Raw genomic sequence first — 23,267 nt, 5'->3', positions numbered from 1 at the left:
TTTACTACCATGCAATGCCATAATCTTCGCCATGGTTACTCGAGCCACCTTGCAAACTATGGTGTTTCCAATCAAAATAAATAGCATTGATTGGCCCACTGGTACGTTCTGAAAAACTGAGCGTATATCCCATTTTTTTTAGTTCAGTACGCACCTCCTCTTTGGTATTAGCATTTAACAAGATCTGACCAGGCTTTGGTTCTCTGTCGCTCGTTTTAGTACCACCTAGCGAAAGCCAAAGTTGATTGGTGTTAAAATTAGCTGCTTCGGTTGCCCTTTGAACATTCATATCAAATTCAGCCATATTTAAAAAGAACTGCAGCAAGTTCTGGTCCTGGGTATCACCACCCTGAACTGCGGCAGCTATAAAAGGCTTACCATCTTTGAGAAATAATGAGGGCGATAAGGTTACTCTTGGTCGTTTGCCAGGCGCAACAACATTGAAGGGGTTTAAGGCAGAATCGAGCACAAAACTTTGCATGCGTTGACTCATTCCAATACCAGTATTACCTGCAATACACGCCGGAAGCCAGCCTCCGCTTGGGGTAACTGATACCACCCAACCTGCTTTGTCTGCAGCTTCTATAGATGTTGTTCCCCGCCATAAACGGTCTTCATAAATTTCTTTTGGCGTATTGTTACCCAGGTCATGTTTTGGTGCAAAATTTCGTTTGGATGTATCAAGGTTAAAACCCCTGCTCTTTAACAGATTTAAGTAAGGGTTTTTCCTGCCTTCATACGGATAAGGATCACCAGGACCTATGTTTGCATCATTTTTATCTGCCTGAATAAGTGAGGCCCGTTGTTTTGCATAATCTTTACTTAAAAGACCTTTTATCGGTTCAGCAGGATTTTGATTAGGATCTCCATAATAAAAATCGCGGTCGGCGAAAGACAGATTCATAGCCTGATAAACAGTGTGGATATATTTGGAGCTATTATAGCCCATTGCTTTTAGATCAAAATTCTCCAATATATTCAATGCCTGGAGTAAAACCGGACCCTGTGTCCACTGTTTTAATTTATACACTTTAATTCCTTTATAATCGGTGCTTAGTGCTTCTTCTTCAACCGGTTTCCATTTCGCAAGATCATCCATGGTAATTAAACCACCTTGTTCTTTGCTTCCGCGAACAAATTCTTTCGCGATGTCTCCTTTATAAAAACGATCATAAGCGGCCATTAATGCCTCTTGTCTGGAGCTGCCTTTCTTTAACGCTGCTTGTTCTGCTTCAACCATTTTGGTTAGGGTGGCTAACAAATCTTTTTGAACAAAAATCTCCCCTGCTTCCGGCGCCTCACGTTTCTCGCCCAAATGTGGCAACAATACTTTTTTACTATAAGGCCAGGTTTTAATCATTTTTTTATCGCGCTCCATACTGTTTGCAGCCTGTGCTTCTATGGCATAACCTGCAGCCATCTGCATGGCAGGTGCCAAAACCTGCCCCAGGCTCATGCTACCGTATTTACTTAACATGTAGATCAAGCCGCCGGGCGTACCTGGCGTGGTGGCGGCCAAAGGACCGTATTCTGGCGGAAAACTATAACCTTTAGCTTTAAAAAAGGCTACGGTTGCTCCGGTTGGGGCAACGCCCATCGCATTTATGGCGATCACCTTTTTTGTATTCGGATTGTAAATCAGTGCCTGTGTTTCTCCTCCCCAGCTCAAGGTATCCCACATGGTGCAAGTAGCAGCTAACATGGCACATGCTGCATCAACAGCATTTCCTCCTTGTTGAAAGATCATTGCCCCTGCTGTTGCTGCCATTGGCTTTCCCGTGATGGCCATCCAGCTGTTGCCGTAAAGCATCGGCTTTTGCGTTTGCTGTGCAAATAAAGGACGAAGAAAAAGTGATAATAATAGAAACAGGACTAAATTTTTCATACTTCTAATATAACTAAAATATGTACGACAACAATCCGCGTCAGTACTAAAACCGCTTAATTTAAGGCAATAAAACAAGCTTGTTACGAAATTTAAGCACGGTTACAACAGCTAATACATTTTTTAGTAACTCATACATCAGGACTAAAGTTAAATTCTGACCTTATTTCTTTTTCCTGGGTTTGGGCTCGGGCAGCTCAGCTACAGTGATGCTTACCAGCTTTTTTAGCCAATCACTATCTTCCAACTGCTCTTCTATTAGAAATTGATTTTTTGCGCCAGGATAAGGTAGTGCTTCCACAACGTCAATTATATACGCTCTTCCCGATAAAGTAGGCTTAACAAACAATTTGTTATCGCACACCAGCGCAAATAACTTATCGTCAAAATACAAACCGTATTCACCAAACATTTTCTTACAGGTAACCTGTCCGGAATAACCAATCTGATCGATAACAAAGTCTACGAATTTCTGATCTGATGCCATTTTTAAATTGATTTAATTTAAACTTTAATTTGATTAAAATCTTTCTTTTGATTCTGGTTTGCAATGATACGCTTAATCACTAAATTTGCCGCCCTAAAAGCTGGTTGCTCGTTCAGACAAACCGTTGCGCTAAAAGGTAAAAAAGACTAAAATGGAAGAAAACGATTTTGTTTCTATCTGGCTGGAAGAAACCGGAAATCCTGCAATTGAGAAACTAGAACAGCTAAATCTCGAAGTTGCCCTTAAAACTACAGCATTACTTGCCGTAAAAGGTTCAACTGAAAACGAACTTGCTTCTATATTGGATATTAATCCTGATGAAATCAAAAGGTGGTTAACTGGCCGACATGTTTTCAGTATCAAAACGATTAATGAAATTACAGCTGCATTAGCTGAAATTGATACCAATAAAACCGGAAAGCAACAGATAAACTAATCTACTAAAAACGCAGCAGGGGCTGGCTCACAAACACAGCCCAGGTATTTAAAATTTCTTTACTTCTCTACTGTAGTTTCGCTAAAGTTAACTGTTTTAAGTTTACTCACATTCTTTTCCTCCAAAGCTTTTCCTGCATATCCTGGCTTATTTATACCCCATACCACATTGCTGTTAAGCAGGCTGATGTATCCGGTATTTTCAAAATAAAATCCCGCAATCGCACTTTTAACAAGCCCTTCAACATTGCTTGGCCTGCGGTCATATATCCCTCCTGCTTCTTTTGTTGTTTTATCAAGGTAAACACTAACCTGGTCAAAATAGATCCCGGAAATTTTATCAGGGCTTTCGCCACTGATATATACACCACTTTCTCCGGTACATCTGATATTACTAAAATAAATATTTTTAACTGCTCCAACCTTGCCCTTGGTTTGTCCCTTCGGCAAACGCCAGCCAGCATCTTTATTGTTGCTGGTTGCTCTTGGATAAGCGGTAATATAAATCGGCTCTGCCTTGCCCCACCATACATCCGAAAAAAGTTTCGATTCAATAAACAGGTTAGAGAAAATCACATTATTTACGGTACCCTCATCACGGTTTTGAATACCAATACCGCGATTACTCTTTCTGATATTGCAGTTATTGATCAGTACATTACTGATCCGGTCCATATTTTCAGAACCTATTTTAATGGCACATGAGCTGGAAGTCATGGTACAGTTACTAATAACAATGTTTTCACAGGCGCCATATTCTTCAAACTCACGCCTGTTTTTTAAGCAGATACAGTCATCGCCCGATTCGATAAAACAATTGGTAATCCGCACATTTTTACTGTGATCCAGATCAATTCCGTCGCTATTGCGGATTTTAATACTGTTGAGTAATGTTATATTGGATATCGAAACATCATTACAGCCTATTAAATGAACGGTCCAGTAGGCAGAATTTTGAAAAGTTACCCCATCTATATTCAGTTTATTACAACCGGTTAGCGTAAGCAAATGTGGTCGCGGATCTACAATATTAAAAGGTTTTAAAACATACGAGTCGCTAAGCTCCTCCCCCATAAACGAAATTCCATTCCCATCAATCACCCCTGTGCCGCTAATGCTTACCTGTTCAAGCTTTTCTCCACCAATCCAGATGGTACCTTCACCTTTATTTTCTCTAAAAGCACTTTGCGTATATAGTTTTTCATCAGGACTAGCCAGGAGTTTAGCACCACCTTCTACCCTTAAATCAACAAACGATTTTAAGTTAAAAGGACCGGTCAAAAATACATGCCCGGCGGGTACAATTACCTGCCCGCCCCCTGCTGCTGAACAGGCGTTTATGGCTTTCTGAATGGCAACTGCATCATTGGTTTTGCCATCGCCAACCGCACCATAATTTTTAATATTATATAATTTATTCTGGGCCATCCCACTGAAAGAAATCAGCAGTGCAAAAAAAAGTAAAATTCTAATCTTCATTTTTCAATTCGTTATAAATATACAATGGGTTATTTTAAGCCATGACTTGTTTACCAAAAGACGGTATAAAGCGCTGCAAGAATACCACAGATAATAACCGAGGCAATGGTAAATGCCGGAGTAACCTTAAACATGCTGCTGTCAATTTCCAGCCCCTGTGGGTTATCTTTACTTTTAGGATCAGTTAAAGTTACCACGACCATTAAAACCATTATAATAACAAATACCCACGACATTCTGTTCAAGAAAGGAATCGGTGCAATAGCGCCGCTTGTTATGGTAGGCAGGAATTTAAAAAAAGTAGATAAAGGGATGGTTAATAAAGAAGCGGTAAGCGCTGCACGTGAAGTCGTTTTCTTCCAGAAAAAGCCCAGTAAAAAGATAGCAAAAACACCCGGCGAAATAAAACCAACATATTCCTGAATAAACTGATAAACCTGATCAAAACTGCGCAATGCAGGAGCGATAACAATAGCAATTAAAGATGCGACAACCACAGACCAGCGACCAACGGAAACCAATCGTGTTTCTGAAGCTTCGGGTTTAATAAATTTCTTATAAATATCAAGTGTAAAAATAGTGGCAATGCTATTGCATTTTCCGGCAAGTGAGGCTACTATAGCGGCAGTAAGTGCAGCAAAAGCCAGCCCTTTTATTCCTGCGGGCAATAAATTCATGAGGACCGGGTAAGCATGATCGGGTTTAACTGTACCGGCTGCATCAAGCATTTCGGATTGGAAATAACCACGTTGATAAAGCACGTAGGCTGCAATACCCGGAATAACAACAATTACCGGAATAAGTAATTTCAAAAACGCGGCAAATATTAATCCGCTACGCCCGGTCTTTAAATCGGCTCCTAATGCCCGCTGAACAATATACTGGTTACAACCCCAATAATTTAAATTATTGATCCATAAACCGCCTACCAGTACCGCAATACCAGGCAATTCGTTGTAAAATTTATCTCCTTTAGAAAATATCATATGAAAATGATCAGATGCTTCGCTCCGCAACAAAGGAAGAGAGGCCAAAACACTGGGTGCATCCAATTTATCAGCTACCAGTTTAAGCGCCATATAACAGGTAATCAGTCCGCCTGCCACTAAAACAAAAACCTGTATTACATCGGTATAACCAATTACCTTCATGCCCCCAAGGGTGATAATGGCTGAAAAAATGGCCAGAAAAATGATACAGATATTAAAAGGAATACCCGTAATCGTTTCAATAGCGATAGCACCAAGAAAGAAAATGGAAGTTAAGTTTACAAATACATAAACAAGTAACCAAAAAACAGCCATTAATGTACTTACCGTATTATTATAACGGTTAGACAAAAACTGTGGCATGGTGTAAATTTTGTTCTTAATGTAAATGGGCAGAAAGAATATGGCTACAATAATTAATGTAGCAGCAGCCATCCATTCGTAACTGGCAATGGCAAGGCCCATGGCAAAACCCGAACCAGACATACCAATAAAATGTTCGGCAGAAATATTAGAAGCAATGATAGATGCACCAATTGCCCACCATGTGAGTGAGCCTTCTGCTAAAAAATAATCCTTCGTATCAGTACGTTTTTGTTTCTTGCTTCGATAAACCCAATAGCCATACGCCGAAACAATGATAAAATACATTAAAAAAACAACATAATCGAATACAGACAAGTGATTCATAAGGATTTTTAACATTTGGTTTTTTTAAAAGTCAGAAAAAATCCCAATGTTGAAGGTTTAATTCAATTATTTAATTACGTAAACGTTTTCGCCTATCAGCCGGCAATAACATAAATTTATCCTGTTAACAACCTGTGGATTCGCGTTTGGTCAATACAGATTTCAATATGATATTCTGTTCATCGTCCAGTTGTTTATTGTGAAGGATTTTGAAAAGGCATTTTGCTGCTTCACGTCCAATTTCAAAGGCAGGTTGCGAAATTGTTGTAAGCGAAGGACTTAAGAGCTTTGCCGTACTCAGGTTAGAAAAACTGAGTACTTTAACATCATCCGGAATCTGCAAACCCAATTCTCTACAGGCACAATAAGCAGGAATGATGAATTCTTCAATAGAAGAAAAAAGTGCATCGGGTTTATAATTCCTAAGCAATTCTTTGATCTGTGACAGGTTAAATTCTTCATCATCATGATATCTAATCACGAGTTCATCCGAAGCCGTTATCCCATGTGATTTTAGTGCGTCGAGATAACCCGCAAACCTCGATTTACCTGCGGGAAGATTTTCGAGGCCAAATAAATAGGCAATTTTGGAACAGCCACACTCAATTAAATGTTCAGTGGCCTGAAAAGCAATTTCATAATCATCAGTAGTTACTTTAACCGCATCCAGGTTTTCATACACCCGGTCGAAAAATACCAGCGGAATTTTCTTAACCAAATTGGCATAATATTCACTATTGTATTCACTGCTTGATACAGAAGTAAGAATACCGTCTACCCTTCCGTTTAACAAACTGTTGGTAAAAGCTTTTTCTGCCTCTATATTTTCGTGGGTTTGATAAATGAGCACATGATAACCATACTGTCGGGCTATTTCTTCAATTCCCATTATGGATAAGGAGAAAAAATTATTGGCTACGCAGGGGATAACTACTGCAACAGTTTTTGTTTTATTGCTCCGAAGGTTACTCGCTGCCGGATTTGGTGTATAATTCAGTTCTTTAGCTAAAGTCCACACCCTGTTTTTGGTTTTTAAACTGATTTCATGACTGTCGTTTAGGGCCTTAGAAACGGTTGCAATAGAAATGTTCAATTCCTGAGCCAACCGCTTAATATTAACTGTTTCCGCCATATCTTTATTTTGTTTGTTAGTTTTTTGAGGTTTACCCGGCCTTACCGTGAGAATTACGACAGGCCAACCCCTCTCTTTTTCATCAGCACCTCCATCAAAAACAGTAGCTTCCTGTCTATACGGATATAAACAGAGGAAGTTGAAGTTAAAAATAAGTTAGCTGATTCAGCCCGATATCTTTTCAATGATGAATAAATAGCTGGCCGTACACGCAAATATAAAATAATCGTAACATCATCGTCAATTTTTTTCTTTTGTCCGTTTCGCCATCATCCATCCGGGAAGAGCGGCATTTGTTAAACCAGCAACAAATTGCAACCACTTAAATTAAAATTTAATTCGTATTCCGCAGTCAAAAATAAGATTTTACGTAATCGTTTAAGTAAATAAAGTTGGCCAAACATAAAATTTTAAGCTTTCAAAAACTCAACTTTAACCCAACAACCAACAAAATTTTATTCAAATCAATTTCTAGCCTTATGAGAAACCAAAGTGCATCTTCAAAGGACAACCAAAATCCGTTGCAAAATCTTGATCAATGGGAAGAGGATATATTAACCCGCTATCCGGATCCTAAAAACATAAATGCGGACAAAAAAGAAGAGCAGTTCAGAAATTACGAAGAAACTGAAAAGGATAGTGTAAAAGAATTTTACAGGCTTAACCATACCTATCAAACATACGATTTCGTAAAGCAGAAAAAAGCAGATTACTTAAAGTTCGACAAACAAGAGATGCCTATCTGGAGTGCGTTTGATTTTTTGAATAAGTTAGTAGACGATTCTGATCCTGACACCGATTTAGACCAGATGCAGCACTTGTTGCAAACATCTGAGGCCATCAGAAACGACGGCCACCCTGATTGGATGGTGTTGGTTGGTTTAATCCACGATATGGGTAAAGTGCTTTGTTTATTCGGAGAGCCACAATGGGCTGTAGTTGGCGATACTTTCCCGGTAGGTTGTGCTTATTCAGATAAAATTGTTTATCCTGAATTTTTCAGTCAGAATCCCGATTACAACAATGAAACTTATCAAACCAAATTGGGTGTTTATACTCAAAATTGCGGGCTGGATAATGTAGATATGTCTTGGGGGCACGATGAATATGTGTACCACATGATGAAACCCTATTTGCCAGAACCAGGTTTATATATGCTCCGTTACCATTCTTTTTATTCACAGCACAGGGAAAATGCATACGATCACCTGATGAATGAAAAGGACCATGAAATGTTTAAATGGGTTAACCTGTTTAACCCTTACGATTTATATTCTAAAAACCCCAATCAGAAAAGCTGGGAAGAACTGCAACCTTATTACAAAGCATTGGTGGCTAAATATTTACCGGCTACTATTAAATTTTAATTCTATCTCCAAACATTAATAACCAAATAAACAATTTATGAATCTAATTTTACAAAAATCATGAGATTTAAATGTACACGCTTAAAGTATAGCGGCTTATTTATGCTGCTTTTACTCATCAGCCAGGTGTTCAATGTTGCCTACGCGCAAACTGAACGAAAAATTACTGGAAATTTATTAGATAATACAAACCAGCCTGTAATCGGTGCGTCTGTTTCAGTAAAAGGTACTTCGAAAGTAACTTCTACAGGTACAGATGGATCGTTCAGCATTTCAGCAAAAACCGGTGACAAAATTCTTTTCAGTTTCCTGGGCTATCAAACTAAGGAACTTACCGTAGGTACAGCATCTACTTATAAGGTTACTATCTTAGAATCTACCGCTGCTCTTAATGATGTGGTTGTGGTTGGTTATGGTAAAAGCTCAAGAAAAGCGTTAACCAGCTCCATCTCTACGGTTAAAGGCGATGATTTGAATCGGGGGGCTATTAGTGATATTGGCCAGATGTTACAAGGTAAGGTACCGGGTTTAAACATTACCAAAAATGGAGATCCTACCAAAAATGCAGCAATCATTATGCGTGGTGCATCTACCCTGCGTGACGGTGCGCAATCGCCATTATTTGTAATTGATGGCGTAGTTGGTGCCGACATTTCGATTCTTGCGCCAGATGATATCGCCACTATCGACGTGTTAAAGGATGCAGCCGCTGCGTCTATTTATGGTAACAGGGCTGCCAATGGTGTAATTATGGTCACCACCAAAAAAGGTGTAGCAGGTGCAACACAAATTGCTTACAACGGTTACTTTGGTGTAGAAAACGTATCTAACCGATATGACATGATGAATGCTGATCAATTAAAGGCATTCCTGGCGAAAAGCAATTCGGCCCTTACACCAGCCAATGATAAAGGTGCTAATACCAATTGGCAAAATGAGGTACAACGTAGTAATGCTTTATCATACAACCACAACGTCTCTTTAAGTGGTGGTACCGAAAAAACCACCTACAATGCCAGTTTAAATTATTTTAAACAAGAAGGTATTATCAAAACCAGCGATTTAGATAGATTTATCGGTCGCATCGGAATTGAACAAAAAGCTTTAAACGATAAGTTGAAGATTGGATTGAACATTAGCAATTCGGTAACCAACGCTAATCAGGTTCCATATCGCAATACGGTACTGTCGCAAATGCTTACTTACCTGCCAACAGCGCCGGTAAAAAATCCTGATGGCTCTTATTTTGATAACCTGATCCAAACCAGCTATTATAATCCGGTTTCTATGCTTGAAAACGGTACAGAGAACCTGAAGAATAAAAATATTTTAGGAAATTTAACCGTTAACTTAAAATTACCATTCGGTTTCTCTTACGATGTTTCTGCATCCTACCAGAATAGCCAAAATATTTATAGTGCATTTTATAACAGCATTTATACTTCCAGGTATAACAATGTTCGTAATACGCCGGAGCCACCTGCAACGCCGAGCTTCGTAACTTTGGTGGGTAAAGATGGCTTTGCACAAAGAAATGCCTATCAGAGCACCAATAAAATTATAGAGACCTATTTAACCTGGAATAAAAAATTTGGTGACCATGATATTAATGCCGTGGTGGGTTATTCTTATCAACAATCGCTAAATAATGATGGTTTTCAGGCTACCTCAACAAACTTCCCGATTAACCAGGTAAGTTACAACAACTTAAGTTTAGGAAACCCATACGCGGTAACTGATTTCAGGGTTGATTATAACCCGGGCACAACTTATCAGGAAATTTTGATGATCTCTGATTTTGCCAGGGTAAATTATAATTACAAAAACAAATACCTCCTTCAGGGATCGATTAGAAGAGATGGGTCTAATGTATTCGGAATAAATGAAACATGGGGTTATTACCCATCTGTAGGTGCGGCATGGAACATTGATCAGGAAAATTTCTTTAAAAACGCAGGCATAATCAAAACCCTTAAATTGAGAGGTAGTTATGGTATTGCGGGTAACTCTCTTGGATTTGCACCGTTGACAACCAAGCTCATATATGGTAATGTGGGTCAGTTTTATTACAATGGTTCTCCAAGAGAAGGTGCATACGGTGCAATCCAAAATGAAAACCCTGATTTAAGATGGGAGAAAACCGCGACAACCAATATTGGTTTGGACTTTGGGTTGTTTAATGGCAGATTAACAGGATCGGTGGACGTGTATGATAAAAAAACAACTGATCTGATTTTGACATTCCCTGTAGATAATAACCTGTATCCAGCACCATCTTATACGGCAAATGTTGGTAGTTTGAGCAACAAAGGTATTGAGGTGGTTTTAAATGGTACGCCAGTAAGCACCGATAACTTCAGCTGGACTACAGGATTCAACTTAGCCCATAATAAAAATAAAATTATTTCATTATCGGATGATAGCAGATTCAACATCGAGGATCGTCTTACCGTTTCTCCTGACGGTGCCGGACAAAGTGGTGCAACAATTCAAATACTACAACCAGGGCAGCCAATCGGAACTTTTTTCACCTTTAAATATGCAGGTAAAGATGCAAATGGTGTTTCACAGTATTATGACGCTGCAGGAAACATAACAAAGACCCCGCTCAACAAAACCGATTATTATATTCTTGGCAATGCGCAACCGAAAGCGCTGTTAGGTTGGTCAAACAATTTAAGATATAAGAATTTTGATTTAAGTGTATTTATGAGAGCGGCATTAGGCGTTAAAATTATGAACGTTACCCGTGCTGATTTGTTTAGACCGAGCACTGCCCAGTTTACCAATATCCTTGTAGAGGTTGAAAATGAATCAACAGCTGATTTTAACGCTCCTAAATACTCTAGCAGGTTCTTAGAGAATGGTAGCTATTTACGCTTAGATAACGCAACACTGGGATATACTTTCAAAAAAGGAATCATTCCTGGTGTAAATTCTATTCGTTTGTACACTACAGCGAATAACTTGTTTGTAATAACAGGCTATAAAGGAATCGACCCGGAAATTAATCAGGGCGGTACTGCTCCAGGGGTAGATACCAATAACTTTTATCCTAAAACCAGAACATTTTTATTCGGGTTAAACGTATCATTTAATTAAAAATCACAAAAGATGAAAAATCTTATTAAATACATAGCAGGTACAGCTTTATCTCTAAGCCTGCTCACATCTTGCCATAAACTGGACTTGAAAGTGGAAACACAGCTAACTCCTGAAACATTTCCTCAAACAGACCAACACTTTATACAGCTAACCGGTCAGGTGTATGTACAGCTTCGCCAAAACTGGAGTACCGATTATTTCTTTATGCAATCTTTAAGTACTGATGAAGCCATTATGCCTGCCAGGGGCGGTAACTGGTACGATGGTGGCGTATTTGAAAACCATCATAAGCATACCTGGAATAAAGATAATGGCCATATTAATAGTGGCTGGGGCTGGCTTTCTGCAACTATCAGTAAAGCAAATCAAAGCTTGTTCTTACTGAAAGATGCTCCAGAATCTCCTGCAAAAACAGTAGCTGTATCTGAAGTTAGGGCTACAAGAGCCTTAGCATTTTTCCTGATGATGGATTTATGGGGAAACATTCCTGTTGTGACTACTTTTGGACAAACAACGCCTCCTGAAACCAAATCGCGCCAGGAAGTTTTCAATTTTATTGAAGCAGAACTTAAAGAAGTATTGCCTAATTTAAGCAGCGCTGTAGGAGCAGCGACCTATGGCCGCCCAAATAAATATACAGCCTATGCTATTCTGGCTAAAATGTACCTGAATGCAGAAGTTTATATTAATACACCAAAATACAATGAAGCGGTAGCCATGTGCGATGCCATTATTGGTGCCTCAGGTTCTCCTTACAGTTTAGAAAGCGATTTTAAAAAGATGTTCTTTATTGATAACGGGCCGCAAATCAAAGAATTTATATTCGCAATCCCTTTCGATCCGGGTTTTAGTAATGGTACCATGATTTATTCGCGTTACTCCATGCCTCGTTCCTTACAGAAAAAATACAGCTTAAAATTTACGCCAAGTGCACCAATGAGTACCTTGCCCGAATATTATGCTAATTTCAATGACCCTAATGATAAAAGGAATGCACAATGGATAAAGGGGCTACAGACTTATTATGATGGCTCACCGGTAACAGTACCTACCACAAAAAAAGGATACGATCAATTTTATGCAGGTTCTGATGGTTCAGCTGCACTCACTTACCAGGTTGATATTACACCAACCGTAACCCTTAGAGATGCATCAAGACCATTCGATGCAGGAAACGATGAAATAGCCTGGAATATGGGATACAGAAATAATAAATTTTACTGTGACAGCACATCATCCAGCAGAAACCAGAATAATGATGTACCGGTTTTCAGGTATTCTGATATTTTGTTAATGAAAGCAGAAGCTATATTGAGAGGTGCAACACCTACACAAGGTCAAACTGCTTTATCATTGGTTAATCAACTAAGAGCAGTTCGTACAACCTCACCAGCATGGACCTCAGTTACCCTTGAAGATTTGTATAAAGAACGTTGCAGAGAAATGGCCTGGGAATGCTGGCACCGTAACGACATGATTCGCTTTGGCAAGTATGAAGGTACATGGGGCTTCAAAACGGATGCGCAAACCTTCCATCGCCTAATGCCAATTCCGGCCTCAGCGATGATTTTAAATTCTAAGCTAAAACAGAATCCAGGATACAATTAGAAATATCCAGCAACTTTATAAGAAGAGGTTGTCTCATAAATACATCATGTCATCCTGAGCTTGTCGAAGGACTTGTGAAACTATCTCTTAAGGCGTTTCTACAAGCTCAGCGTGACAAAATTCAAAGATAAATTGATTTATGAAATAGCCTCTTCTTATTTTTTTATCCTAAACTTGCAATAGCACAAATCTGCCTTTATGATTAAAAAATTACTACTGATTTTCCCCCTTGTTATTTCGGGTTCATTACATGCACAAACTTTAACCAAAAATTCACCTCAGGCCTCTTCAACAACAAAAAACCTGACCAAAGAAAGCAATGCTTTAAATTTCATCGCCATGGGCGATTGGGGACGGAATGGCGCCGATCATCAAAAACAGGTAGCCAAACAAATGGGTATTACGGCTTCTGAAGTAAAGGCTAATTTTATCATTTCTACCGGCGATAACTTTTATCCCAGTGGCGTAATCAGCGCTCAAGACCCTTCTTTTAAATATTCTTTCGAAGATATATATACCGATTTTTCACTGCAATGGGACTGGTACCCTGTACTGGGCAACCATGATTATAAATCAAGCCCTGATGCACAGGTAGAATACTCCAAAATCAGCCGCAGGTGGAAAATGCCGGCCAGATATTACGCTAAGAAATTTCCCATCAATGGTGACCTTAATAACCAGGTGCTCATTGCTTTTATTGATACCAACCCACTTATACCCGAATTTTACAGTAATGCCGAATATGGTCCGAATGTTAAAGGACAGGATACCACCGCGCAGAAACGTTGGATAGCTAAAACACTTGCGGATACCGATCCTGCAATTAAATGGAAAATTGTTGTGGGCCACCACCCTATTTATACGGGCGGCAGCCGCACCGATGCGTATGATACCAAAGCTGTGCGCAATTCATTAAAATCAACTTTTGAAAAATATGGCGTAGATGTGTATCTTACCGGTCACGAACACAGTATGCAGTATATTAAACCTGCCGGAAAAACACATTATTTTATTTCTGGTTCAGCTTCTGAAAAAACACCAGTAAAACTCATTACCGATGCTGAAATGGTGGCATCTGAATATGGCTTCATGTTATTCTCGGTTACCAACAACCAATTACGCGTACAAGCCATTAACGATCAGGGGGAGATTATTTATAATACATTGATTAAAAAATAATCTGAATCATGGATCAACCAACCAATACCATATCTTCAACAGCACCCATAGCAAATAAACCCAAGCGGTTGCTATCGCTGGATGCCTTACGTGGCTTTGATATGTTTTGGATTGTGAGTGGCGAAGGTATTTTTCATGGATTGGCCAATGGCATTAAAGAAGACCATGCACTAGTACGGGATCCGCACAACTGGACCATTGCAAGCACCCCAAACCTTTCCCTGTTCGAAAAGATTTTGGTAGGCATAAGTAATCAGCTACACCACTCGCCCTGGAATGGCTTTACCTTTTACGACCTTATTTTCCCGCTTTTTATCTTTATTTCGGGGGTATCTATGCCTTTTTCTTACCAGAAGTATTTCATGGAAAAAGAGACCGGGCAGGCTTCAACAGGTAAAATTTATTATTCCCTGATTAAAAGAACCCTGATTTTAATTTTACTGGGTGCAGTAGTTAACGGCATGCTGCAATGGAAAGGTTATGAGCAGATCCGTTTTGCCAGTGTACTGGGTCGTATCGGCCTGGCCACTTTCTTTGCCGCTTTAATTTACCTCAATAACTCACTTAAAAAACAAGTCATCTGGTTTGTATCTATCCTGGTTGGCTATTACCTCATTATGCGTTTTGTGCCTGTTCCAGGCTTTGGCAGTGGCATTTTTACGCCAGAGGGCAATCTTTCTGCTTATATAGATCGTTTGTTGCTTCCAGGTAAGCTTCACCGGGTAGTTTACGATCCCGAAGGTTTACTGAGTACTATACCGGCCATTTGCTCGGCCATGCTGGGTATATTTACCGGCACATTTATCAAGAATAAAACAGTATGTCCCAATCCAAATAAAAAAGTATTGTATTTAATCATTGCGGGTATTGCATTACTGTTAATTGCGCTTGCGGGCAGCTTCCTTTTCCCGATCAACAAAACCATCTGGACGAGCACCTTTGTCATCTTTGCAGGCGGCTGGAGCATCATACTTTTTGCACTTTTCTATTATTTTATCGATGTGTGCAGTTATCAAAAATGGTGCATGCCCATGGTATGGATGGGTACCAATTCCATATTAATTTATATTTTTGCTCACGGTCTGTTTAATTTCGAATCTACTTCTAACTTCCTCTTCGGCGGAATCATCAATACCATCCCCGACTCGTGGCAACAGGCTGGCGTATGGACCGGTGTACTCCTAATACAATTGTTTGGCTTAAAGTTCCTCTTCGATAAAAAGTGGTTCCTAAAAATTTGATATGAAAATAAAAATGCTATTCGTAGTGCTGCTCGTACTACCGTTCACTAACCTGTGGTCTCAGGAATACCTGGTCTCATCTAATCAACTTATTGCACGGATTTTACCCAAACAACACCAGGCATTCGTTACCAAAAGTATTGCTGCAGCAAACGGCAAGGATGTTTTTGAAATTGAGAGCAAAAACAATAAGATCGTACTTAGTGGCAGCAGCGGTGTTGCCCTGGCTTCGGCTTTTTATTATTATTTGACTGAATATGCCCACTGCCAGATTACCTGGAATGGCACCAATTTAAATCTGCCTGTTACCCTGCCTGCTGTAAAAACGAAATTAAGAAAGGAAACACCCTACGATTACCGTTACTATTTAAACTATTGTACTTTTAATTACAGTATGAGCTGGTGGGATTGGTCGCGTTGGGAAAAAGAGATAGACTGGATGGCTCTTCATGGTATCAACATGCCTCTTGCCATTACCGGCGAAGAATATACCTGGTACCTTTTATACAAAGAAATGGGCTTTTCGGATGAAGAACTTAAAGGTTTTTTTACCGGCCCTGCTTATTTCTCGTGGTTTTGGATGGGTAATATTGATGGCTGGGGTGGTCCGCTTCCGGTAAGCTGGATGAAAAGCCACTTTGAACTACAAAAGAAAATTTTAGCCCGGCAAAGGTCGCTGGGGATGAAACCGGTACTGCCTGCCTTTACCGGACATGTGCCGGCAGCATTTAAAAGCAAATTCCCGCAAGCAAAGTTAAAAGCCACCAACTGGACCAATGGCTTTGCCGATACTTACATCCTTGATTCTGAAGATCCGATGTTTGCGCAGATCGGGAAGAAATTCCTGCAGAAACAAACCGAATTATTGGGTACCGATCACCTTTACTCAGCCGATACTTTTAATGAGAATGAGCCGCCTTCTGCCGATCCGGAGTTTTTAGGTAAACTGAGCGCAAGGATTTACGACGGTATGGCACAAGCAGATCCGAAAGCCATTTGGGTAATGCAAGGATGGTTATTCTACAGTGATCGAAAATTTTGGAAAGAGCCGCAAACAGAGGCCTTATTAAAGGCCGTACCAAACGATAAAATGATTTTACTTGACCTGGCTACCGAAATAGAACCGGTTTGGAAAAGGACACAAGGCTTTTATGGTAAACCATGGATCTGGAATATGTTGCACAATTTTGGTGGCAATACCAATCTTTTTGGGCGGATGGATGTAGTGGCAACTGCCCCGGCCGAGGCGCTCAATGATCCACAAAGTGGTAAAATGAAAGGTATTGGATTGAGCATGGAGGGCATAGAACAAAATCCGGTACTTTATGAGTTAATGATGGATAATGCCTGGCAGTCTAAACCCATTAATTTGAAAACCTGGTTACCCAAATTTGTGCGCAACCGCTACGGAAAAAGTAATGTAAATGCTTTAAAAGGCTGGGAAATATTGCGTAAAACCGTTTACAACGTTCCGGCCGATAAATATATCAGAGATGGTGCAGAATCGATTATTCAGGCACGACCTACTTTCGATTCGTTAACACGTTGGGCAAAAACCACCTTAAATTACCAGGAAAAAGATTTGCTGCCGGCCTGGGATGAATTTGTAAAAGCCGCACCGCTTTGCAAAACCAGCGATGGCTTTCAATACGATCTGGTTGATATCACCCGACAGGTAATGGCCAATTATGCCTTGCCTGTACAAAGAAACATGGTGGCGGCCTACCGCAAAAAAGACCTGGTTACGTTTAAAAAAGAAAGCAGCAAATTTATACAGCTGATTGATGATATGGACAGGCTATTGGGAACCAGAAAAGATTTTATGCTTGGCCCATGGGTAAGTGATGCGAGACAATGGGGAGAAACCCCGGCCGAAAAAGCACTTTACGAAATGAATGCCAAAGACCTGATTACCCTATGGGGCGATACTAAAAGTCCCTTGAATGAGTATGCCTGCAGGCAATGGAGCGGTTTGTTAACCGATTTTTATAAACCAAGGTGGCAGCTTTTCTTTGCCCGTGCCGAACGATCACTAAAACAGCAAAGTGATTTTAATACCAGCCAATTTAATGAAGAAGTAAGCAACTGGGAATGGAAATGGGTAAACCAACGAAAAGACTACCCAACCAAAACCGTTGGAAACCCGGTAAATGTCGCTATGGAAATGTATCAGAAATACCGCAAAACCATGGGCATAATACACCAGTAAACCTCGTTGTGGAAATTAAAAAACAGCACACAATAACAGCATCGTTTTGAAAAAAACAGATCAGGTATCCATTAAAAATCCTAAACTACCAATTGACTAGAAAGAGGCAATAAAAACGCTGCGATGATTAGCTTTTCTGATATAAAAATGATTAAACCGTTTACAAAACGAAGTCAAAACCGGGAAGTCCGATTAACATTTTATACCCGTATTTTATTGCTTTTTATGTTTGTTGGCAATAAAACCTTTGCGCAGCAATCTGTAATCAAATATGTGCAGCCATTTTCGGGTACATCCGCAAGTACCACACTAGCCAGCCAGCATATAGAAGACAAAACGGAACGGCTGGCCAATACCATACCAGCCGTTGCGCCACCCTTTAGCATGACCCAGTGGACGCCACAAACTCAGCTTTCGGAAAAAAAATGCCTTGCCCCCTATTATTACAACAATAAGAAATTTTATGGCATCAGGGCCAGTCACTGGATCAGTGGCTCGTGTACGCAGGATTATGGTAGCTTTACCATTATGCCCATTTCTGGCAAACTGAAAACCAGCCCAACAGATTACGCTGTTGATTATACACATCAGGGTGAAGTAGCTACACCTGCTTATTACAAAACAATTTTACCCGGCTATAACCTCCAAACGGAGGCTACCGCCACTTTGCGTTGTGGCCTGATTAAAATTACAGCATTAAAGGCAGATAGTGTTTATCTGTTAATTACCCCGAATAGTGATCAGGGTAAAGGATATATTAAAATTGACCGCCAAAGAGGTGAAATCTCAGGATACAACCCTGTTCACCGCATTTACCAGGGCTGGGGACAACCGGCAGGCTTTAGCGGCTATTTTTTCATCCGCATTAAAAAAGGTTTTACAAGAAGTGGTGTATTTAGCGGAAGCAATGTTTCAGCACATCAATCCATCCAAAACCAGACAGATTTAGGGGCCTATATGGGCTTTAAACTACAAAAAGGAGAAAGCATTAGTATTTACGCCGGTACTTCTTTTACCAGCATAGCTGCAGCAAAACTTAACCTCGAAACCGAGATCAATACGGCCAGTTTCGAAACCGTTGTGGCTAAAACAAGTCGTGTTTGGGAGCAGTCGCTTGGCCAGGTTAAGGTTAACGACCCTAATGAAAAAAATAAGCGGATATTCTACACGGCACTTTACCATGCACAGCAGCACCCCCGTTTATTTAACGATGTAGATGGTGGTTACCCTCAATTTGCAGGCAGTTACATCAAAAAAACACAGACAAAAGGAAATTATTACGATGATTTTTCGATGTGGGATATTTACCGCGCCCAATTACCGCTTATAGAATTATTAAAACCCGATCTGACTAACGATTTTGCAAATTCATTGGTTCTAAAAGGGCAACAAGGTGGTTGGCTGCCCATTTTCCCCTGTTGGAATAATTATACCGCAGCCATGATTGGCGACCACGTTACTGCTTTTCTGGCTTCGGCCTATAACAAGGGGATTCGTGGTTTTGATGTAAAGGAAGCCTATCGCCTGATGCGCCAAAATGCCTTTCAAATGCCAGATTCGGCTGATTACCTCAATGGCAAAGGCCGCCGCGGCATTAACAGTTACCTTAAATATGGTTATATCCCTATGGAAGACAGCATTCCGGATGCTTTTCACAAACGGGAACAGGTGAGCAGAACGCTCGAGTATGCCTACGATGATTATGCTTTGGCTACTGTAGCGAAAGATCTGGGTAAAACAGCGGATTATAAACAGCTGATGGAAAGGGCATCTAATTATAAAAACGTGTTCGATCAACAGGTAGGGATGGCCAGGGGCCGCTTTGCCAATGGCAGTTGGTATAAGCCATTTTATCCTGATCGCCGTGAGTCCTATATTACGGAGGGAACGCCAAGGCAATATACTTTTTATGTACCACATGATATGCCTGGACTAATTAAACTGATGGGCGGAAGTAAAAACCTCGAAAATGAACTGGATTCCCTTTTCGACAAAAAGGAATATTGGCACGGCAACGAGCCTGGTCACCAGATCCCCTTTTTGTATAATTATACCGCTGCTCCCTGGAAGACCCAGCTGCAGGTATCCCACATTTTAGCCGAAGAATATGATGACGGCGCTGGTGGTTTAAGTGGCAATGACGACGCAGGACAAATGTCGGCATGGTATGTATTTGAGGCAATGGGTTTTTATCCGGTAGACCCCGTTTCAGGAAATTACCAACTAACCAGTCCTTTGTTTACACAAACTGTGATTTCCTTTAACAATGGCAAAAAATTAACCATAACCGCTATTAAAAAGAGTAAAAAATCTATTTATAGCTCAAAAATCATTTTTAATGGTAAGCCTTTTACCAAAAATCAAATTACACACCAATCATTGATCCAGGGTGGGAAATTGATCTTTTATCTCCAGGATCAACCTGCCACACCATAAAACTACAGTGTGGTCAGCATCTTTCTGTTCATTTCATTAAGACTCTGAAATAAATCAGATAGCGATCGGATCAGGGTGACGATAAATGCAAAAATTTCTAAGAAAGATGCTGACTTCTTCAATCCTCCTAATATTAACTTCTGATTTCACGACGCATGAAAAGGTAATAAGAGAGTGCAAAACAAGCAATGCTGCCTGCTAATAGTCCACTAAGTTGCGGCCACACAATCAGCAGACTCTCCCGTAGTGGAAGCGGCAAAGGAATGGCGCCGGAAAGCTGCTCCATGCTCATTGGCCCAAGACTCCTGATAGATGGCATTAGCATGGTAGTTGCAGCATCGCTGTAGAGCTGCCCCGGGGCAATACGCATGATACTCAGAATTAATTCATTGTAGGCCATCGTCTCACTTTGGGTCAGATAAGCAGCATCCGGTAAAAAGGCCCTGATTGCCAGATTAACCACAATTGGATAAAATACCGTAAAAAACAGCCAGATGCCCAGCGCAGTTAAGGCTGAAGTGGCGGCGTGGCGAAAAGCAACCGAAAGCATGATAGACAGGCTTAAATAAAAACCGACATAAACCATGGTGAGTAAGGCAAAGGCAAGAATTCTCAGAAACTCCTGAGGCTCAATCCTTACCCCGGTAAGAAACAGTCCGCCGCCAATCATCAGCAATGTGAGGGAAATAAATAACGTTGCGATAATCAGCATTGCGCTGTAAAATTTGGCCAGCAGGATGTTGTCGCGGTAGATAGGCTGGGCTAACAATCTTGTCAACGAACCGCTGTTCTGTTCCGAATTAATGGCATCGAAACCCATAGTGATACCAAGCAACGGCGCTAAAAAACTCATCAGAATATGGAAAGGCGGCATTGAGCCATCTGTGGCTGTAAGCAGCTTTAGGTAAAAAAACGCATGATCAGGGTCGTTTGTATTGGTAAAGGTTGCCCGGATGTTGGACATGGAAATGTACAGTGAGGCAAAAAATGTGAGCACCACCAGCGCAAGCAACAGGATAAAACGCCAGCTGCGTACGTGATCTGACACCTCTTTTCTCACCATTACCTTAAAAGGACTGAGCTGGTAATTTTCCTTTGAATTATTTTTATTTGTTGCCCAATAATGGCTTTCGCTAATCGCTTTCATGCTCTGGGGTTAAATTTGTGTTTTTTTCAAAATATTTCTCATAAATCTCGTCCAGTCCGTATTGTTTTTGGCTTACGGCCTGGATATCTAGACCTGATTCGATAAGCCTGCGAATGAGTTTTGGGGTAATGTCCTCAGTAGTATTAAATTGCAGGTTCACACCACTAATAGTCAAACTATTAAGCTCCGGAAAACTACTGAATTTATCCTTCAGTACATCAGCATCCATTGGTACTTGAGTCAGATAGATACTCGTCTCTACACCTGTATTCCCGAAGAGCTCATGGGAAAGTGTAGGCAAATCGCCGGTGGCTAGCAACTTTCCATCCACGAATATACCTACCCTATCACAAACCTGCTGAACGTGGTGAAGGTGGTGTGATGAAAGCAATACCGTTAAGCCTTGTTCCTGCTGCAACGATTTGATAAGTTCTAGAAACTCCTTCACTCCGTTCGGATCCAGCCCCAAAGTTGGCTCATCCAGGATAATTAGTTCCGGTTTTTTGATGAGCACTTCAGCCAACCCGAGTCTTTGCTTCATCCCCCTGGAATAACTGGAGGCTGGCTTATCTGAGGCTGCCTTCAGCCCTACCAATTCCATAAATCGCCGGGCGTTTTCGATGATATCCTTTTCAGGCAACCCGTTAAGCCTTGCCATATACACCAGGTTTTCAAGACCGGTTAACTGTGGATAAAAGCCCAGATTATCGGGCATATAGCCTACTTTTCTTTTTACTTCAATCGGATTTCGTGTGGCATCATAACCACAAACGATGGCCGAACCGCTATCGGGTTCAGTCAGGCCAAGCATCATGAGTATACTGGTGGTCTTACCTGCGCCGTTTGGCCCCAGCAACCCGAATATTTCGCCATGGGGAATCTTTAGGTTAAGCTGATCAACAGCGACATGTGAACCATAGCTTTTGCACAGGTTCTTTAAATCTATGATAGGTTCCATCTTTCTGGTTGAAGATTTTAAGGTTTCTTAAAAAAATGGCTACCTACGACCGTACTTACGGATGAGTACATATACTGCTGCAACTGCCAGTGCAATAATGAGTATACCAATCCAGCCAGAAAGCACAGAGGTTTTGATAAAGATTCTGAAAGGGGCCTGAGCATTGGCATTGTTACCGCCCAGGGTAAAGGTGGCACTATAGTCTCCGGCAATTGTTTTATCCGGCACTTTTAGCGTCACTTTAACGGTCGCCTTTTTACCACCTTCGAGTCTTTCAATCTGACTTGGCGAAAAACTGGCTTCCCATCCAGTAGGCAGTTGTGAAGAAATACTCAGCGAGGATAGTGGCAGTGTGCCCGTGTTATGCACCTCAAGCTCAATATCTTTATGAGAACCAGCCGTAAGTTCTTCACTCAGCCTTCCACTAGGCGTACCAAGGCTGGCACCATAAGATCCCTTAACCACCGCTTCCAGTTGTAGCGGCAGGGTCTGCGAAGAGGATACGGCTTTGACAGGAATGAGGTACTTCCTGGTAGCAGCGTTGTTGGGTGCAGTAATTTCTATGGCGATCTCCCGTGTTTGGCCACCTGCTAAATTTACAGAGGTTACCAGGCTACCGTCCACACGGTAGCTAATCTGCCATCCTACGGGCAATTCCGACTTAAGTTCGTAAACTTGTTGACTAGCTGATCCATTGTGCAGCGACGCTGAAAAACGGAACGGTTCGTTAACAGCAGATTCGATGTTAATCAGCTTGGCGGAAAATTCGGATGTGCCTTTCGGAGTTTCTCTATTTTGCGCATGAAGTGGCTTGGTCGCCACAAAAAAAGTAATTAATAAAAGTGTGCGAAATAAGCCTTTTCGCAAGGCTTCGGGTAGTAATTGTAGTGACATAATCTAAACCAAATTATTAATGATTG

At 40.8% G+C, this 23,267-nt stretch carries 16 protein-coding genes; 8 read left to right on the top strand and 8 right to left on the bottom strand.

Annotation, left to right across the window (positions count from 1 at the left end; genetic code table 11):
* Nucleotides 1–4 precede the first annotated feature (4 nt).
* The gene (locus tag BCL90_RS06755) at nucleotides 5–1,885 is read right to left on the bottom strand and encodes a gamma-glutamyltransferase family protein (RefSeq protein WP_121283224.1); all 1,881 of its coding nucleotides are present in this window, start codon (nucleotides 1,883–1,885) and stop codon (nucleotides 5–7) included.
* 163 nt (nucleotides 1,886–2,048) lie between these two features.
* Nucleotides 2,049–2,372, bottom strand: a complete 324-nt coding sequence (locus tag BCL90_RS06750) for a TfoX/Sxy family protein (protein WP_121283223.1) — start codon at nucleotides 2,370–2,372, stop codon at nucleotides 2,049–2,051.
* Nucleotides 2,373–2,523: 151 nt separating this feature from the next.
* Here BCL90_RS06750 and BCL90_RS06745 point away from each other — a divergent pair, with 151 nt between their 5' ends.
* Nucleotides 2,524–2,808 (top strand): hypothetical protein, encoded by a 285-nt coding sequence (locus BCL90_RS06745; protein WP_121283222.1) that lies wholly within the window; start codon nucleotides 2,524–2,526, stop codon nucleotides 2,806–2,808.
* Between the two features lie 59 nt (nucleotides 2,809–2,867).
* Here BCL90_RS06745 and BCL90_RS06740 read toward each other — a convergent pair whose 3' ends face one another.
* From BCL90_RS06740 to BCL90_RS06730, 3 genes are all read right to left on the bottom strand, one after another.
* Entirely contained in the window at nucleotides 2,868–4,286 is a 1,419-nt protein-coding gene (locus BCL90_RS06740; protein ID WP_121283221.1) for a glycoside hydrolase family 28 protein, read from the bottom strand.
* Nucleotides 4,287–4,336: 50 nt separating this feature from the next.
* Nucleotides 4,337–5,965, bottom strand: a complete 1,629-nt coding sequence (locus BCL90_RS06735) for a sodium/sugar symporter (protein ID WP_121283470.1) — start codon at nucleotides 5,963–5,965, stop codon at nucleotides 4,337–4,339.
* A 124-nt stretch (nucleotides 5,966–6,089) separates the two neighbouring features.
* Nucleotides 6,090–7,097 carry a LacI family DNA-binding transcriptional regulator gene (locus BCL90_RS06730; RefSeq protein ID WP_121283220.1) on the bottom strand — a complete coding sequence of 336 codons (1,008 nt, stop codon included), beginning with the start codon at nucleotides 7,095–7,097 and terminating at the stop codon, nucleotides 6,090–6,092.
* Nucleotides 7,098–7,576: 479 nt separating this feature from the next.
* On the opposite strand from BCL90_RS06730, the gene BCL90_RS06725 reads away from it, so the two are divergent.
* The 7 genes from BCL90_RS06725 to BCL90_RS06695 all read left to right on the top strand — a co-directional run bounded on the left by BCL90_RS06725 (nucleotide 7,577) and on the right by BCL90_RS06695 (nucleotide 20,242).
* Complete coding sequence (locus BCL90_RS06725; RefSeq protein ID WP_121283469.1) at nucleotides 7,577–8,464, top strand: inositol oxygenase family protein; 888 nt, start codon at nucleotides 7,577–7,579, stop codon at nucleotides 8,462–8,464.
* Between the two features lie 60 nt (nucleotides 8,465–8,524).
* A complete protein-coding gene (locus tag BCL90_RS06720) occupies nucleotides 8,525–11,566 on the top strand; it encodes a SusC/RagA family TonB-linked outer membrane protein (protein WP_121283219.1) in 3,042 nt (1,013 codons plus the stop codon).
* Nucleotides 11,567–11,578: 12 nt separating this feature from the next.
* Nucleotides 11,579–13,177 (top strand): RagB/SusD family nutrient uptake outer membrane protein, encoded by a 1,599-nt coding sequence (locus BCL90_RS06715; protein WP_121283218.1) that lies wholly within the window; start codon nucleotides 11,579–11,581, stop codon nucleotides 13,175–13,177.
* 198 nt (nucleotides 13,178–13,375) lie between these two features.
* Nucleotides 13,376–14,356 (top strand): metallophosphoesterase, encoded by a 981-nt coding sequence (locus BCL90_RS06710; RefSeq protein WP_121283217.1) that lies wholly within the window; start codon nucleotides 13,376–13,378, stop codon nucleotides 14,354–14,356.
* Between the two features lie 8 nt (nucleotides 14,357–14,364).
* The gene (locus BCL90_RS06705) at nucleotides 14,365–15,597 is read left to right on the top strand and encodes an acyltransferase family protein (protein ID WP_121283216.1); all 1,233 of its coding nucleotides are present in this window, start codon (nucleotides 14,365–14,367) and stop codon (nucleotides 15,595–15,597) included.
* Between the two features lies 1 nt (nucleotide 15,598).
* Complete coding sequence (locus tag BCL90_RS06700) at nucleotides 15,599–17,806, top strand: alpha-N-acetylglucosaminidase (RefSeq protein ID WP_121283215.1); 2,208 nt, start codon at nucleotides 15,599–15,601, stop codon at nucleotides 17,804–17,806.
* 147 nt (nucleotides 17,807–17,953) lie between these two features.
* Entirely contained in the window at nucleotides 17,954–20,242 is a 2,289-nt protein-coding gene (locus tag BCL90_RS06695; RefSeq protein WP_121283214.1) for a GH92 family glycosyl hydrolase, read from the top strand.
* A 133-nt stretch (nucleotides 20,243–20,375) separates the two neighbouring features.
* Here BCL90_RS06695 and BCL90_RS06690 read toward each other — a convergent pair whose 3' ends face one another.
* The 3 genes from BCL90_RS06690 to BCL90_RS06680 are packed head-to-tail and all read right to left on the bottom strand — an operon-like array spanning nucleotide 20,376 to nucleotide 23,169.
* Nucleotides 20,376–21,389 carry an ABC transporter permease gene (locus tag BCL90_RS06690; RefSeq protein ID WP_208529854.1) on the bottom strand — a complete coding sequence of 338 codons (1,014 nt, stop codon included), beginning with the start codon at nucleotides 21,387–21,389 and terminating at the stop codon, nucleotides 20,376–20,378.
* A complete protein-coding gene (locus tag BCL90_RS06685; RefSeq protein WP_121283213.1) occupies nucleotides 21,376–22,347 on the bottom strand; it encodes an ABC transporter ATP-binding protein in 972 nt (323 codons plus the stop codon). The genes BCL90_RS06690 and BCL90_RS06685 overlap by 14 nt, the downstream gene beginning before the upstream one ends.
* Before the next feature lie 39 nt (nucleotides 22,348–22,386).
* Nucleotides 22,387–23,169, bottom strand: a complete 783-nt coding sequence (locus tag BCL90_RS06680) for a COG1470 family protein (RefSeq protein ID WP_244095063.1) — start codon at nucleotides 23,167–23,169, stop codon at nucleotides 22,387–22,389.
* Between the last annotated feature and the right edge of the window lie 98 nt (nucleotides 23,170–23,267).

The organism is Pedobacter alluvionis, assembly GCF_003664035.1.
In the GTDB taxonomy this organism is placed as follows: Bacteria; Bacteroidota; Bacteroidia; order Sphingobacteriales; family Sphingobacteriaceae; genus Pedobacter; species Pedobacter alluvionis.
Note: the sequence above shows the minus strand (reverse complement) of the source record. Positions and strands in the feature narration are given on the sequence as shown.

What these genes read in the sequence shown, in the direction of transcription:
- BCL90_RS06755 (WP_121283224.1), bottom strand. Translation starts at nt 1,885, where the DNA reads ATGAAAAATTTAGTCCTGTTTCTATTATTATCACTTTTTCTTCGTCCT.
- BCL90_RS06705 (WP_121283216.1), top strand. Translation starts at nt 14,365, where the DNA reads ATGGATCAACCAACCAATACCATATCTTCAACAGCACCCATAGCAAAT.
- BCL90_RS06745 (WP_121283222.1), top strand. Translation starts at nt 2,524, where the DNA reads ATGGAAGAAAACGATTTTGTTTCTATCTGGCTGGAAGAAACCGGAAAT.
- BCL90_RS06725 (WP_121283469.1), top strand. Translation starts at nt 7,577, where the DNA reads ATGAGAAACCAAAGTGCATCTTCAAAGGACAACCAAAATCCGTTGCAA.
- BCL90_RS06685 (WP_121283213.1), bottom strand. Translation starts at nt 22,347, where the DNA reads ATGGAACCTATCATAGATTTAAAGAACCTGTGCAAAAGCTATGGTTCA.
- BCL90_RS06690 (WP_208529854.1), bottom strand. Translation starts at nt 21,389, where the DNA reads ATGAAAGCGATTAGCGAAAGCCATTATTGGGCAACAAATAAAAATAAT.
- BCL90_RS06730 (WP_121283220.1), bottom strand. Translation starts at nt 7,097, where the DNA reads ATGGCGGAAACAGTTAATATTAAGCGGTTGGCTCAGGAATTGAACATT.
- BCL90_RS06695 (WP_121283214.1), top strand. Translation starts at nt 17,954, where the DNA reads ATGATTAAACCGTTTACAAAACGAAGTCAAAACCGGGAAGTCCGATTA.
- BCL90_RS06720 (WP_121283219.1), top strand. Translation starts at nt 8,525, where the DNA reads ATGAGATTTAAATGTACACGCTTAAAGTATAGCGGCTTATTTATGCTG.
- BCL90_RS06735 (WP_121283470.1), bottom strand. Translation starts at nt 5,965, where the DNA reads ATGAATCACTTGTCTGTATTCGATTATGTTGTTTTTTTAATGTATTTT.
- BCL90_RS06715 (WP_121283218.1), top strand. Translation starts at nt 11,579, where the DNA reads ATGAAAAATCTTATTAAATACATAGCAGGTACAGCTTTATCTCTAAGC.
- BCL90_RS06700 (WP_121283215.1), top strand. Translation starts at nt 15,599, where the DNA reads ATGAAAATAAAAATGCTATTCGTAGTGCTGCTCGTACTACCGTTCACT.
- BCL90_RS06710 (WP_121283217.1), top strand. Translation starts at nt 13,376, where the DNA reads ATGATTAAAAAATTACTACTGATTTTCCCCCTTGTTATTTCGGGTTCA.
- BCL90_RS06750 (WP_121283223.1), bottom strand. Translation starts at nt 2,372, where the DNA reads ATGGCATCAGATCAGAAATTCGTAGACTTTGTTATCGATCAGATTGGT.
- BCL90_RS06740 (WP_121283221.1), bottom strand. Translation starts at nt 4,286, where the DNA reads ATGAAGATTAGAATTTTACTTTTTTTTGCACTGCTGATTTCTTTCAGT.